13 protein-coding genes are annotated in these 13,192 nt (G+C 70.3%); 6 read left to right on the top strand and 7 right to left on the bottom strand.

Annotation, left to right across the window (positions count from 1 at the left end; all coding sequences use genetic code 11):
* Window positions 1-103: 103 nt before the first annotated feature.
* Window positions 104-1,117, bottom strand: a complete 1,014-nt coding sequence (locus ACFWNN_RS07830; RefSeq protein WP_382439104.1) for an aldo/keto reductase — start codon at window positions 1,115-1,117, stop codon at window positions 104-106.
* Between the two features lie 127 nt (window positions 1,118-1,244).
* On the opposite strand from ACFWNN_RS07830, the gene ACFWNN_RS07835 reads away from it, so the two are divergent.
* A complete protein-coding gene (locus ACFWNN_RS07835) occupies window positions 1,245-1,421 on the top strand; it encodes a CsbD family protein (RefSeq protein WP_382439105.1) in 177 nt (58 codons plus the stop codon).
* 40 nt (window positions 1,422-1,461) lie between these two features.
* Here ACFWNN_RS07835 and ACFWNN_RS07840 read toward each other — a convergent pair whose 3' ends face one another.
* Both ACFWNN_RS07840 and ACFWNN_RS07845 read right to left on the bottom strand, forming a co-directional pair.
* Window positions 1,462-2,703: an RNA polymerase sigma factor gene (locus ACFWNN_RS07840; protein ID WP_382439106.1), complete on the bottom strand. Its 1,242-nt coding sequence runs from the start codon at window positions 2,701-2,703 to the stop codon at window positions 1,462-1,464.
* Window positions 2,700-3,056, bottom strand: a complete 357-nt coding sequence (locus tag ACFWNN_RS07845) for a YciI family protein (protein ID WP_382439107.1) — start codon at window positions 3,054-3,056, stop codon at window positions 2,700-2,702. Before ACFWNN_RS07845 ends, ACFWNN_RS07840 begins: the two co-directional genes overlap by 4 nt.
* 121 nt (window positions 3,057-3,177) lie before the next feature.
* Here ACFWNN_RS07845 and ACFWNN_RS07850 point away from each other — a divergent pair, with 121 nt between their 5' ends.
* Entirely contained in the window at window positions 3,178-4,023 is an 846-nt protein-coding gene (locus ACFWNN_RS07850) for a DUF1963 domain-containing protein (RefSeq protein ID WP_382439108.1), read from the top strand.
* Between the two features lie 148 nt (window positions 4,024-4,171).
* Here the strand turns inward: ACFWNN_RS07850 and ACFWNN_RS07855 are convergent, their stop codons facing one another.
* The gene (locus tag ACFWNN_RS07855) at window positions 4,172-6,415 is read right to left on the bottom strand and encodes a LuxR C-terminal-related transcriptional regulator (RefSeq protein WP_382439109.1); all 2,244 of its coding nucleotides are present in this window, start codon (window positions 6,413-6,415) and stop codon (window positions 4,172-4,174) included.
* Between the two features lie 233 nt (window positions 6,416-6,648).
* On the opposite strand from ACFWNN_RS07855, the gene ACFWNN_RS07860 reads away from it, so the two are divergent.
* Both ACFWNN_RS07860 and ACFWNN_RS07865 read left to right on the top strand, forming a co-directional pair.
* Window positions 6,649-7,419 carry an IniB N-terminal domain-containing protein gene (locus ACFWNN_RS07860; RefSeq protein WP_382439110.1) on the top strand — a complete coding sequence of 257 codons (771 nt, stop codon included), beginning with the start codon at window positions 6,649-6,651 and terminating at the stop codon, window positions 7,417-7,419.
* Window positions 7,420-7,551: 132 nt separating this feature from the next.
* Window positions 7,552-8,640, top strand: coding sequence for an alpha/beta hydrolase (locus tag ACFWNN_RS07865; protein ID WP_382439111.1), 1,089 nt, complete (start codon window positions 7,552-7,554; stop codon window positions 8,638-8,640).
* Between the two features lie 54 nt (window positions 8,641-8,694).
* On the opposite strand, the gene ACFWNN_RS07870 is transcribed toward ACFWNN_RS07865, so the two are convergent.
* Complete coding sequence (locus tag ACFWNN_RS07870) at window positions 8,695-9,345, bottom strand: fasciclin domain-containing protein (RefSeq protein WP_382439112.1); 651 nt, start codon at window positions 9,343-9,345, stop codon at window positions 8,695-8,697.
* Between the two features lie 97 nt (window positions 9,346-9,442).
* On the bottom strand, window positions 9,443-10,294 hold the full coding sequence (locus tag ACFWNN_RS07875; protein WP_382439113.1) for a DUF4394 domain-containing protein: 852 nt from the start codon (window positions 10,292-10,294) through the stop codon (window positions 9,443-9,445).
* A 145-nt stretch (window positions 10,295-10,439) separates the two neighbouring features.
* Here ACFWNN_RS07875 and ACFWNN_RS07880 point away from each other — a divergent pair, with 145 nt between their 5' ends.
* Both ACFWNN_RS07880 and ACFWNN_RS07885 read left to right on the top strand, forming a co-directional pair.
* On the top strand, window positions 10,440-10,961 hold the full coding sequence (locus tag ACFWNN_RS07880) for a sigma-70 family RNA polymerase sigma factor (protein ID WP_382439114.1): 522 nt from the start codon (window positions 10,440-10,442) through the stop codon (window positions 10,959-10,961).
* On the top strand, window positions 10,958-11,575 hold the full coding sequence (locus tag ACFWNN_RS07885; RefSeq protein ID WP_382439115.1) for an anti-sigma factor family protein: 618 nt from the start codon (window positions 10,958-10,960) through the stop codon (window positions 11,573-11,575). Before ACFWNN_RS07880 ends, ACFWNN_RS07885 begins: the two co-directional genes overlap by 4 nt.
* Before the next feature lie 57 nt (window positions 11,576-11,632).
* On the opposite strand, the gene ACFWNN_RS07890 is transcribed toward ACFWNN_RS07885, so the two are convergent.
* Complete coding sequence (locus tag ACFWNN_RS07890) at window positions 11,633-13,150, bottom strand: hypothetical protein (RefSeq protein WP_382439116.1); 1,518 nt, start codon at window positions 13,148-13,150, stop codon at window positions 11,633-11,635.
* Between the last annotated feature and the right edge of the window lie 42 nt (window positions 13,151-13,192).

Genomic DNA, 13,192 nt, shown 5'->3' on the forward strand with positions numbered 1-13,192 from the left:
GGTGACGATCATGGCTTCCTGCGGAGCCGTCAGCTCCCCGCCGAGGGACGGCCGGATCATCGACGCCTACCTGCAGAAGGGCTGACGCCTCGTCGAGCCGGGGTCAGCGACGGCGCAGCGAGGGCTGTTCGAGCTGTGGCGGCACGTACGCCACGTCGATCGGGCCGACGTCGGTTCCGGGCGGGACGATCTCGTCGACGCGGTCCAGCACGTCGCCGGAGAGGACGACGTCGACTCCCGCGAGCAGGTCGTCGAGCTGCGCCGGCGTGCGGGGGCCGATGATCGCCGAGGTGACGGCCGGATGGGCGGTCACGAACCCGAGAGCGAGGTGCGGCAACGACAAGCCGGCGTCGGCCGCCACCTCGGCGAGCTTCTCGACGGCGTCGAGTTTGCGTTCGTCGGTCAGGTGGCGGCGCGCCCAGTGCAGACGCCCCGGCGACGGGGTTTCGGTGCTGCCACGGCGAAGCCTGCCGGACAGCAGCCCCATCGACAGCGGGCTCCACACGAGAACGCCGAGCCCGTAACGCCGGCAGACCGGCAAGATCTCGCGTTCCACTCCCCTGTTGAGCATCGAGTAGTGCGGTTGCTCGCTGCGGAACCGGGCGAGCCCTCGTCGTTCCGCGACCCATTGGGCTTCGACGATGTCCGACGGCGGCAGGTTGGAATGGCCGATCGCGCGGATCTTGCCCGCGCGCAGCAGATCTGTCAGCGCACCCAGGGTCTCCTCGACGTCGGTGCCGGGCTCGGGATGATGGGCCTGGTAGAGGTCGATGTGGTCCACGCCGAGACGGCGCAGGGAGCCCTCGACGGCCGAGATGATCCAGCGCCGGGAACTGCCTCGCTGGTTGGGGTCCGCGCCCATCCGCCCGTTGAACTTGGTGGCGAGCACGACGTCGTCCCGGCGCCCTCGCAGCGCCCGGCCGACGATCTGTTCGGTCTCGCCGTCGCCGCCGTAGACGTCCGCGGTGTCGATCGTGTTGATGCCGCGGTCGAGTGCACTGTGGACGATGCGCGCGCACTCGTCGTGGTCGGAGTTGCCGTACGGGCCGAACATCATCGTGCCCAGGGTGAAGGTGCTGACCTGGATGCCGGTTCGGCCGAGAGGGCGGGTGTGCATGGTGGATCCTCTCGAGCGGTTCTGCGCCGCGAGGACACGGCGACGAGAACCACGATGTCCGGAGTAGCGGACAGAGATCGTCCGCTACCGCACGTTTGTCGTTGCCGGTGCAGGGAATCCGATGAGCATGGGTGCTGATGACAAGCTGGAAGCCAAGGCCGACCAGCTCAAGGGCAAGGTGAAGGAAGGCGTCGGCGACGCCACGGACGACCCCGGTCTGGAGGCTGAGGGTCAGACCGACCAGGCCAAGGGCCATCTGAAGGAGGCCGCGGAGAAGGTCAAGGACGCCTTCAAGAAGGACTGAGCCGGTCTTTTGAGGAATTTCGGTCACCGGCTGGCAGAGGTCACAAGTTCCGCGTGACCTCTGCCAGCCGTTCGGTGAGGAAGGCGCGTTCGACCTCGTTGGCGGTCAGCGCCAGCGCCTCCTCGTACGCCGTGACGGCCTGCGGCCAGTTCTCCAGCCGGCGCAGGAGATCTGCGCGAGCGGCGCTGAGGTAGCCGTAGGTGGCCAGGGCAGGGTCGGCCAGCAACGGTGCCAGCGCGTCCAGTCCGGCCTGGGGCCCGTCCCGCATGCCGACCGCGACGGCGCGGTTGAGTTCGACCACCGGCGAAGGCCACAGCCGGAGCAGGACGTCGTAGAGGCTGACGATCTCCGTCCAGTCGGTGTCGGCCCAACTCGGCGCCTCCGCGTGCACGGCGGCGATCGCGGCCTGCACGGCGTACCGGGTCGGTGGCCGCCGCAGCAGACTCTCGGTCAGCAGCGACTGGCCCTCGGCGATGAGCCGCCGGTCCCAGCGCGAACGATCCTGTTCGGACAGCAGCAGAAGACGCCCCTGCGCGGTCAGCCGGGTCTCCTGACGCGCCGCGTTGAGCAGCAGCAGCGCGAGCAGCGCACCGGTCGCCGCGCTGGTCGGCATCAGCAGGTGCAGCAGGCGGGCCAGCCGGATCGCGCTGCCGGTCAGGTCGCGACGCACCAGGTCCGCGCCGAACGGTGCGGTGTGCCCGGTGGTGAAGATCAGGTGGACGACCTCGAGGACGGCGCAGACCCGTTCCTCCAACTGGTCAGGACCCGGCACGCGGTAGGGGATGCGCGCCGCGGCGATCTTCTTCTTCGCCCTGGTGATGCGGGCCGCCATGGTGGCCGGCGGCACCAGGAACGCCCTGGCCACCTCGGGCGTGGACAGGCCGCAGACGAGGCGCAGCGTCAGCGCGACCTGAGCGTCCGTCGACAGCGCGGGGTGGGTGCAGGTGAAGATGAGCCGGAGCCGGTCGTCGTTCAGGGCGTCCTCCGGCCCCCGCACCGTCTCGTCCCCGACGAGCAGGGGCATCCGGCGGCGGAACGCCGAGTCACGGCGCAGCACGTCGAGGGCGCGGTTGCGGGCGGTGGTCGTCAGCCAGGCACCCGGCCGTTCCGGGACGCCGCTGCGGCCCCACGTCTCCAGGGCCTGCGCGTACGCGTCCTGGACGCACTCCTCTGCCAGGTCGAAGTCCCGCGTCAGCTGGGCGGTCGTGCTGAACACCGTGGTCCAGTCGCGGCGGTAGGCCTCGCCCACCGCCGCGACGACCGCGTCTCCCGGGTCGCTCACCCGCGCTCGACCACGGGACGGATCTCCAGGCCGCTGTGCGTGTAGTTCAGCTCGGGCAGCAGTGCGGCCAGTTCGAGCACCTCGTCCAGGTCAGCCGCTTCGAGCAGGTAGTAGCCGCCGATCCCTTCCTTGGTCTCCAGGAACGGGCCGTCGGTGGTGTGGACCTGCCCGTGCGCGTCCGCGCGCAGCGAGGTGGCCATGGGCGTGTTCTCGAGCTGCCGGCCGTCGAGGACGCGGGTACCGGCCTTCGCCGCGAACGCCGTGTGGCCCGCGTTGTGCGCGTTCCACTGCTCCTCGGTCATCGCGTCCCACTGCTCGGCGTCGCCGTAGATGAGGATCATGTACTTCGCCATGTCGTCAGCCCCTCGGGTGCGGGCCCCCTCGGTGGGTGGCCTCTACCCTACGACGAACCGCACGACCCGCAGATCGACAGTGCGTGGGAGCGATTTCAGCGTTCTGCCATCATGCTGCGGCATGGATCGTCATGAGCAGTTCCGCAACGCAGCGATCGATCGAGGCATTCCCGAGGACGAGGTCGACGCGTTCGCCGAGCACCTCCGGTTCGCGGTCTGGGCGCGGCCGGCCGCAGACGGCGAGGAATCCGCCGGACGGATGGGAGGCCTTCCCCTGTTACCGGCCGGTGTGGACTGGCCGGGCGGCGAGTTCCCGTTGCCGTTCATCGGTTCCGTCGACTGCGCCGCCCTGCCGCGAGCCGAAGGACTCGACCTGCCGGCGGACGGATCGCTGCTGTTCTTCCTGCACCACGAGGAGGACATGGAGGAACACCCGTCCACCGACTACGCGCGGGTTCTGCACGTTCCCGCGGGTACGCAGACGCAGGAGGCGGCACCGCCACCCGACCACGACTCCAGGACGTTCTTCTGCGAGAGCATCCCGTTCGTCGCTCCCGAACAACGGATCGCCGCGCAGGTGCTGCCGGAACTGCCGGACTGGATCGCCGACCGCGACGTTCAGTTGTGCGAGCTCGTCGACGAACTCTGGCCGGAGGCGAAGAACCGCTACCGCTACACGCTCCACCTCGGCGGGTACTGCACCAACGTCGGCAGCTCGGACGGCCCGCACACGCAGATGTCGTTCGACAGCGTCCAGGAACAGCGGGCAGCGAACCCCGACCTGTCCAGCGACGAACGGTGGCGCCTGCAACGGGAAGAGGAGCAGCGGCTCGTCGGCCAGTGGCTGCCGCTCGCGCAGTTCTCCACGCAGAGCGAGGTCTACTACGGATGCTTCCTGATCAGAACCGAGGACCTCGCCGCGAAGAGCTTCGACCGGATGCGGTCGTTCACGATGTTCACCGAATGAGTGGTCCCTGTGCGCCGAGGCGCACAGGGACGTGCGTGGCGCCGTCCCGAGCCGGCTGAACCGCATCTGGCGGATCCACGCACTGTGCATCCGTTGCGAGACAAGGCTCGGTTCGGTCTCACGCGGGCCGTCCACCCGAACAGGTGACCTAGGTGGTCGCGGGCAGGTCGACGTCGGCGAGGGTGCGTTCGAGCTCGCGGCGGTTGCGGGCGCCGAGCTTGCGGCGGATGCGGGTGACGTGGTGCTCCACGGTCTTGGCGGAGATGAACAGCGTGTCGCCGACCTCGCGGTAGGTCAGGCCGTCGCGGACCAGTGCGGCGACCTCCTGTTCGCGGTCGCTGAGGCTGGCCGCGTTGACCCGGTCCTGGCCCTGGCCCTGGAACTGGCGGGCGGTGTCGAGCAGTTGGGCCATCGCCTTGCGGTCGGTGGTGTGCATGGCCGCGTGTCCGGCCAGTCGTGCGGCGTCGCCGCGCAGGCCGTGGGCGCGGAGTTCCCGGGCCGCTGCCTCGACTTCCGCCGCGTCGACCTCGTTGCGGCCGGCGAGGGTCCAGCAGCGGCCCGCGTCGGCCAGGGCGCTGGCGAACGGCAGGGTGGCCGCGGAGTGCGTGAGCACGGCGAGGTGTTCGTCTGCCGCGTCGTGGTCGCCGGTGAGCAGTGCGGCGTGGAAGGCGTTCCACCTCGGCAGTGTTGTCCACAGTGGAGGGTTGTCGAGCCGGTCGAGCAACGCCCACGCCTCGCTCAGGTGCGTCTCGACGCGGCGGAACTGGCCGATGCGGGCGGCCGCGACGACGATCTCGGTGAGCGGGATGAGGGTGTAGAGGTCGACGGGGTGCACGACGAGCGCCTGCTGGGCCGGTTCCCAGGCCTCCCCCAACGCACGCAGGTCGCCGGCGCGGCGAGTGGTGCCGAGTGCCAGGGCCGTCGCGAAGAGGTCCTCGCGCGGTTCGCGGTGGGCGGGGTCGAGTTCGGCCGCGTCGAGGTCGCCGGCGAGCATCTCCGTGGTGGCGAGCAGCAGGCGGTGGCGGTCGGCCTGCAGGCCCAGGCCGTCGTCGCCGAGCACGGACCTGCTGAGCAGCGTGCGGGCGGTGGCCAGCTCTCCGGCGTGCAGGCAGATCAGGGCGGCGAGGGCGACGGGGCTGTCCGGGTGCACCGCGGCGCGCGGGCCCGCCTGGTTGACCCCGGCGGTGGCGACCGCGGCGGAGACGGCGGCCATGGGCGGGCCGGTGACCGAGGCGACCACGATGTCGGCGAGGCGGTGACCGAGGCTGTCGGACAGCGAGCCGGTGGGCTGGGGCGCCCTGGCGGCCAGTGCGGAACGAGCGCGGTCGAGGTGCCCGGCACCCAGGAGGCCCGTGACCGCGAACCCTCGGGCGACAGCGTCGTCGGTGTGCTGGAGCAGTTCGGCGCCGCGGCCCACCTGGCCGCGCAAGGTCAGCACGGTCGCGGCGACGAGCAGTGCGTCCGCGTCCGCTGCCGCGTGCACGGCCTCCAAGGCTCCGTCGAGGTCACCGCTGAGGGCGTGCGCGCGGGCCAGGTCCGTGGTCGCGCCGGTGACCTCGAACAACCTCGCGGCGAGCGCCGGATCGCCGGTGACCACCTCGCGACCGGCAGCGGTGAACACCTCGGCGAGATCAGCGTCCGCCACGCCCAGGTCCAGCAGCGAGAGCACGTAGTGCGACACCGGCTGGGCCCGTGCGGCCTGCGCGACGGCGAGTTTGCGCAGCAGGTCCGCCCGCACGTCCGCGGGGGTCAGCGCGATGATCGCGTCCGCCGCGACGGACAGTGGTGAGCCGTCGACCTTCAGCAGGCCCGCGGACCTGAGCGACTCGACGGACTCGGACACCGTCGGCAGGTCGATCGCGAGCACCGAGGCGAGCAGGCCGAGGTCGAACGGGGCGCCGAGCGCGCCGGCGAGCAGCAGGTCGCGCGCGGTCGCGGGCAGTTCCTCGAAGTGCCGGGCGAAGGCCGCACGGGGATCAGCCGAGAGTTCGGCCAGCACGAACGCGGGCGTGCCGCCGGTCCGTTCATAAAGGCGCGCCACGAGGTCCCGGCTCGGCTCCTCGCCGAGAACGCCCGCCGCGAACGTCCTGACCTGCGACGGGGACAACGGACCCAGCGGCACCCTGGCCACGGTGCCGGGCAGCGAGCCGACGAGCCGGGCGAGCGCGCGGTTGTCCGGCCACAGCCGATGGGCGATCACCAGCGGTTCGCCGGACGCCAGCACCCGATCGGCCTCCGCCTCGGTGATCGCGTGTCCGTCGTCGACGGCGGTGAACCCCTCGAAACTCGCCAGCACCGCGGACTTGCCGCATCCGGCCGGGCCGGTCAGCACGACGTGGTGTGCGTCCCGCGCTCGTTCGAGTGCCCCGATGGTGCCTTCGTCGAGCAACATGAACGCGCGAACCTCCTCGTGACGAGTCCTACCGAGAACATTCGGAGCATCACCCGTTCGGGTTTGGTTTCGAGACGGAAACCCGGAAAAACCCCCTATCCCCTCACTCGCGGTGGCTGCAATCCCCTATGCGTCTCCCCGGTTCCGAACCCGGATCGTCACCCGATGCGGCGAGAGTGCGGTTCTTCGTAACTTTCAGTGGCACAAGCACAACGACGCACCTGGAGTTCGACGTGACCCTGCCCCAGACGCTGAACGAGTTCGCCCTCAACCTGCTCGGCGACCCCGACGCCCGGTCGGCCTTCCAGCTCGACCCCCAGGGCTCGCTCGACGCCGCCGGTCTGGGCGACGTGCACCCGGCCGACATCCAGGAGCTGCTGCCGCTCGTGCTCGACTTCGCCCCGGTCTCCTCGCTGGGTGACCTCGGCTCGATCTCCGACCTGTCGCTCGACGACCAGCTCGACCTCATGGGCACCCTGCAGAACACCGTGGGCTCGCAGCTCGAGGACAACACGGCCTTCGGCGCTGTCTCCGGCCTCGTGGCCACCGTGCACGGCGTCACGAACGGGTTCGACGTGCTCAGCGACCCGACCAGCGCGCTCGACATCGCCCAGGTCGGCACGGTCACCGACGTCACGAAGACCGTCACCGACCTGAACGTCACCGACACCGTCGGCGACATCAGCAACGGCACCGAGGTCCTCGACACCACGCACATCACCGATGTCGTCGGCGACGTCACCAGCGGCGTGCACACCGGCGACCTGGGTGTCACCGACGCGCTCAACGGCGACGTCACCTCGGTCATCGGCAACGTGACCGGCAACGACCTCTCGCTCGACCACGTCGGCAACGTCACCGACGTCGTGTCCAACGTGGGCAACCTCGGCGACGTGACCGGTGTCGGCCACGTGGGCGACATCGGCAACATCGGCGACGTCAACGGCGAGCTGGGCGACGTCAACGTCGGCGGCGTGCTGAACGACCTCGACCTGGGGCTCTGACCTAAGCCCTCCCGTGAGAAACCGCCCCGGAAACCTGGTTCCGGGGCGGTTTTTCGTGTCCGAACCAATCCACGCGGTCCGGCGCGACGAAGCACCGGTGTCCAGGCCAGTCCAGTGGAAGGGCCGACCAGCGTGCTTCAGACCATCATCGTGCTGATCGCGGTGCTCGCGGCGGTGTCACTTCTTCCTTCCCCCGCACCGTTCCTGTGGGTTGTCCGCGCCCTGACGCTGAGCCTCGCGCCTCCCCTGGCGCTGCTCGCGATCGTGCTGGCGGTGGTCGCCGCGGTCGACGGGAACCTCGTGTTCGCGGTCCTCGCCGCGGTGGTCGCGGGCGCCCAGTTGTGCGTGGCCGGAGCACAGCTCGGCCAAGCCCTCGCGATGGGCGCTCGTCCGTCCGTGTTCGCCGCTTTCTTCGACATCACAGGCTTTCTGCGCGCACGTGCACCGGAGACGCACGAGCTCACGTCGCGCGACGGCGCCCGCCTTCCGCTGGGGATCTGGCATCCGGCCGACCGGCACACCACCGGGCCGGCGGTCGTGCTGGTGCACGGCGGTGGCTGGGCAGGCGGGAACTGGCGTCAGCTGCGCGCCTATGCGAACTGGTTGGCGGACAACGGCTATCGGGCGATCTGCATCAGCTACCGGCTCGCGCCGCCCGCCCGGTGGGACGTCGCGCCGTTCGACGTGCTCGACGCCATGAAGTGGGTCGAGGACCATGCCGGCGAACTCGGTGTGGACCCGGCGCGGATCGTGTTGTTCGGTTCGTCGGCGGGCGGGCATCTGGCGTTGCTCGCGGCCAGCCTTGATGAACATCCACGGCCGTGCGGCGTCGTGTCGGTGTACGGGCCGGTGGACCTGTTCAGTCTCTACGACTCCTTGCGGCGCAAGCGCTTCAGTCCGGTCGACCGCGAGGTTTCGCCGTTGGTGGACTTCCTCGGCGGCACACCGCAGGAGGTGTCGTCGCGCTGGGAGTGGTGCTCGCCCATCGCGCATGTGCGCACCGCACCGGCACGCGTCTGCATCATCACTGGTGCGAACGACCAGTGGGTGCCGATCGAGACGGTCACGCCGTACGTCGTGGCTCTGGAACTGCCGACGCTGGTGGCGCTCAAGCGCGCCGACCACTGCTTCGACCTGGTCTGGGGTTCGATCCCCGCCCAGGCGGCGCGCTTCGCGATCCTGGAGTTCGTGCGCCAGTCGGTCGTGGCGAGCAGGCGCTGACACGGGAAGGCCCCCGGCACAGCGACTGTGCCGGGGGCCTCACGCGGTGGGCTGTCAGGCGGGGATCAGCACCGTGTCGATCAGGTACACGGTGGCGTTGGCGGTGTGCACGCCGCCGCAGATCACGCTGGCGTCGTTGACCTTCAGCGCGTCCTTCGAGCCGGTGACCTTCACGACGCCGGTCTCGACGGTCTTCTGGTCGCCGACGATCTTGTCGGGCGAGATCTGGCCGGGGACGACGTGGTAGGTCAGGATCTTGGTCAGCAGCGCGTCGTCGGTCTTGAGCTTCTCGATCGTCGCGGCGTCGATCTTGCCGAACGCCGAGTCGACCGGCGCGAACACCGTGAACTCGGCGCCGTTCAGCGTCGAGACCAGGTTGACCTTCGGGTTGAGCTTGCCCGACACCGCGTCGACCAGCGTCTTGAGCAGCGGGTTGTTGCTCGCGGCGACGGCGACCGGGTCGGCGGCCATGCCCGACACCGAACCGGCGCCCGACGGGACCTGCTTCGCGTAGTCCGCGCAGCCCGGGCCGACCAGATCGCGCGCCGGGTCCGCGGCGGCCGAGGAAGCGGCCGTCGAGGTCGGGGCGGCAGCCGTGGACGAGCTGCCGCTGGCGGCGGTGTCACCCGAGCCGCAGGCAGCACCGAACAGGGCGAGCGAGGCGACGCCGACGGCCAGGGCGGTGCTGCGGACGGTCTTCTTCATAACAGGACATCTCCAAAGAGTGTTCGAACGATTGCTGACCGTGATTCGAACCCCTCCAGAGGGCGGATTGGTTCGGTTACCAATCCGTTACTCACCGCTACTTCGCGAACGCCACACCGACGACTTCGCCGCCCGCGAGCCCGGCGACGGAGGCGCGGCCGGTGCCCAGGTCGATCTTCACCAGCAGGGAGCCTCCGAGCAGCGCCAACGGCGAACGGACGGCGGCGAGGGCGTGGTGGCGGCCGTTGACGGTGGCGATGTCGAAGCCGTTGGCCTTGTCGACGTCCACGCCGAGCCTGCCGACGGTGAAGAGCTGGCCGGTGTTCGGCGAGACGACCGGGGTGACACCGGCGGCCGTGCCCTGGGTGACGAGCGTGTCCTTGTGGCTGTCGATGTCGTAGAGGGTGGTGGAGGTCGCCCCGGCGACGCTGTTCGTGTAGCCAGCCGCGGACACCTTGGGCGTGGAGCCCGCCGCGCGGTCGCCCGGCGCGTAGGCCAGCGGCCCGTCGGTGGCGGCGAGGGCGCCGGTGTCGGGGACCAGGCGCAGGTTCTGGCCGGTGGAGGTGACCAGGCGGATGCGGTCCACGGTCGGGTTGAAGTCGAAGCCGATCGCGGTGCCGTTCAGCGCGATCGGGGTGCCCACGGCGGTGGCGCGACCGGTGCGGGTGTCGAGCGTGTAGAGCTGGCCGGAGCGTGCGATCGCGTACAGGACGCCGGTGGCCGGGCGCACGTCGATGCCCGCGAGGCGGTCGTGGGCCTTGAGGCCGGTGACGCGCACGCGGTGCTGCGCGAACAGCGGCGAGGACCAGGTGCGGGTGCTGAGCACGCCGTCGTCGGTCAGCAGGTGGACGCGGAGCTGGTCGCCGGACGCCGAGGCGGGTGCGGCGCCGAGCACGCCGGCGAGCAGTGCGGCGGCCGCGGCGATGGCGGTCGTGCGGGCGATGCGCATGGTTTCTCCCAGGGCCTGATGAACGCGGAACACGGGTGTGTACGACGCGTCCGGGTCCGGCGTTGAAGCCCGAACCGAACAAATCAGACCCATCCACCGCGGGCCCGGTGCCGAACTGGCTTTCAGGAGCGGCGACGGGAAGCTCATGGCGATCATCGGCAAGAAGACGGACCTGGACCTCCGGGACGTCTACGCCACGCACGGCCCGGAGCTCTACCGCTTCGCGCTCCGGCAGCTCGGCGACGGGCAGGCGGCCGAGGAGGCCGTGCAGGAGGTGTTCCTGAGAGCGTGGCGGTCCGCCGAACGGTTCGACCCGGACGTGGCGAGCCGGCGCGTGTGGCTGTTCGCGATCGCGCGCAACGTCGTGATCGACGAGGCTCGCGCGCGGGCCCGGCGGGACCGGCGAGTCGACGCGGCCGCGGCGCAGCTGCCCGGCGACGTCTCCGACCACGCCGACTCGGTGCTCGACCAGCAGCTCGTGGAACAGGCATTGCTGAGGATCAGCGACGCCCACCGCGTGGCCCTGGTGGAGACTTACCTGCGCGGCCGGTCCTATCAGGAGGTCGCGGCGGAGGTGGGCGTGTCGCAGGTGACGCTGCGCAGCCGGGTGTTCTTCGGGCTGAAGGCGCTGCGGCTGGCGATGGAGGAGATGGGGGTGCGGCCGTGAACGACCCCGTGCACGAGCGGCGAACCGAACTGCTCGGCGCCTACGTCCTCAACCACCTCACCGGCTCCGAACTGGACGCCGTGCAGGACCACCTCGACGACTGCGCCGACTGCCGGGCCACGGTCGCCGAGCTCGCGCCCACCGTGCGTGCGCTGGCTGGCGCGAACCCAGACAACGTCACCGTGCCGTCGCATCTGGAAGACCTGGTCGTGCGGAAGGTCGGCGCCCACCGCAGACGACGCACTGCTCTCCTGGTCGCCGCGGCCGCTGTCGTGCTCGCCGGCGCGACCTGGTGGTACCTGCGCCCCACGGCGCCTTTGGAACAGGTCGCGATCTCGGCGGCGGCGCCGGGGGTGACGGCGGAGGCAGCGCTCGTCCCGCACACCTGGGGAGTCGAGATCAAGCTCGACGGCCAGGGGTTCGCCGCCGGGCAGACCTACCAGGTCTCCGTCACCGGCACGGACGGCGCCGAGGTGTCCGCGGGCTCGTTCGTCGGCACCGGCCAGAACCTCATGCACTGCAACCTGAACAGCTCCCTGCTGCGCGCCGACGCGTCCGGGTTCGTCGTGCGCGACGCCGCCGGGGCGATCGCGCTGTCCTCCACGTTCCCCTGACCGCACGAGAAAGGCGGGGCCGGATCGCTCCGGCCCCGCCCTGTGATCACCTCGTGGTCACGCCTTCACGGAGTGCTTCCCGTGGGTCCAGGACTTGGCGTTGCCGCCGTCGCCCGCCGGACCGGAGTTCCCACCGACCGTGTTGCTGTGGTTGGACGCGTCACCGGTTGAGCCGGTGGCACCCGTGTCGCCGGAGTTGCCCGAGGTGACCTCGGTCCAGGACTTGGTGCCGTGGTTCTTCCAGTTGTGGTGCTTCCCACCGTGGTGCTTGCGGCACTTGTCGCCGTGGTGTCCGGACCACTTGCTGTTGTCCGTCTTCACGAACGCCTTGTTGCCGCCGGTGTCGCCGGAGTTCCCCGAGTTGCCGGAGTTCCCGGTCGTGGCGTTGTTCGAGCTGGAGGCGTTGCCGCCGTTGCCCGAGTTCCCGCCGTTGCCCGCGGTCGCGTTGGCCGAACCGGACTTGCCGTGGTTCCAGGACTTGCCGTGGTTCCACTTGTCCTGCTTGGTCATCGCCCACGCGTCGCCACCGTCACCGGCAGGGCCGCTGTTGCCACCCAAGGTCGCGCTGTGGTTCCACGCGTCACCGGTCGAGCCGGTCGCACCGGTGTCGCCGGAGTCGCCCGACGTCACCGTGGTGTGGGACTTGGAGCTGTTCCAACCATGTCCCTGCTTCTCGCCGATCGTGTAGACGATCGCCTTGTTGCCGCCGGTGTCGCCGGAGTTCCCCGAGTTGCCGGAGTTCCCGGACGTGGCGTTGTTCGAGCTGGAGGCGTTGCCGCCGTTGCCCGAGTTCCCGCCGTTGCCCGCGGTCGCGTTCGTGTTGCCGGACTTGCCGTGGTTCCACGACTTGCCCTCGTTCTTGGCCCACGCGTCGCCACCGTCACCGGCCGGGCCGCTGTTGCCGCCCTTGGTGACGCTGGTGTTGCTCGCGTCGCCGGTGTTGCCGGTCGCACCGGTGTCACCCGAGTCGCCCGAGCTCACGCTCGTGTTGCACTCGGCCAGCACGCAGAGCCCGTAGGCGCTGTTGCCACCGGTGTTCCCCGAGTTCCCGGAGTTGCCCGAGTTCCCGGACGTGGCGTTGTTCGAGCTCGTGGCGTTGCCGCCGTTGCCCGAGTTGCCACCGTTGCCGGCGTTGGCCGAACCGGACCTGCCCTGGTTCGCGGCGGTCGCGTTGCCACCGTCACCCGCCGGGCCGGAGTTCCCGCCCGTCGTGGTGCTGTGGTTGGACGCGTCCCCGGTGTTGCCGGTCGCGCCGGTGTTGCCCGAGTCGCCCGAGCTCACGTTGGTGTTGCACTTCGCGAGCACGCAGACGTTGTGGGCGCTGTTGCCACCGGTGTCGCCGGAGTTCCCGGAGTTGCCCGAGTTGCCGGACGTGGCGTTGTTCGAGCTGGAGGCGTTGCCGCCGTTGCCCGAGTTCCCGCCGTTGCCGCCGTTCACAACGGAGTGCACGACGTCGCCGACGCCACCCAGGAGGCCGTTGCCACCCGTGTCAGCGCTTGCGATCGCCGATCCGGCCAGGAGGAACCCTCCTGAGAACGCTGCGGCCAGCAGGCCGCGTCGCAGATAGCTGTTCATGTCGATCTTCCTGTCGGTTCAAGCTTGGTGATCTGGTCGGCT

The organism is Lentzea sp. NPDC058450, assembly GCF_042721395.1.
GTDB lineage: Bacteria > Actinomycetota > Actinomycetes > Mycobacteriales > Pseudonocardiaceae > Lentzea.

Bases quoted from the DNA above. Each gene is read 5' to 3' on its own strand.
- ACFWNN_RS07875 (WP_382439113.1), bottom strand. From the start codon at position 10,294: ATGCGCATCGCCCGCACGACCGCCATCGCCGCGGCCGCCGCACTGCTC.
- ACFWNN_RS07880 (WP_382439114.1), top strand. From the start codon at position 10,440: ATGGCGATCATCGGCAAGAAGACGGACCTGGACCTCCGGGACGTCTAC.
- ACFWNN_RS07845 (WP_382439107.1), bottom strand. From the start codon at position 3,056: ATGGCGAAGTACATGATCCTCATCTACGGCGACGCCGAGCAGTGGGAC.
- ACFWNN_RS07890 (WP_382439116.1), bottom strand. From the start codon at position 13,150: ATGAACAGCTATCTGCGACGCGGCCTGCTGGCCGCAGCGTTCTCAGGA.
- ACFWNN_RS07850 (WP_382439108.1), top strand. From the start codon at position 3,178: ATGGATCGTCATGAGCAGTTCCGCAACGCAGCGATCGATCGAGGCATT.
- ACFWNN_RS07835 (WP_382439105.1), top strand. From the start codon at position 1,245: ATGGGTGCTGATGACAAGCTGGAAGCCAAGGCCGACCAGCTCAAGGGC.
- ACFWNN_RS07830 (WP_382439104.1), bottom strand. From the start codon at position 1,117: ATGCACACCCGCCCTCTCGGCCGAACCGGCATCCAGGTCAGCACCTTC.
- ACFWNN_RS07870 (WP_382439112.1), bottom strand. From the start codon at position 9,345: ATGAAGAAGACCGTCCGCAGCACCGCCCTGGCCGTCGGCGTCGCCTCG.
- ACFWNN_RS07855 (WP_382439109.1), bottom strand. From the start codon at position 6,415: ATGTTGCTCGACGAAGGCACCATCGGGGCACTCGAACGAGCGCGGGAC.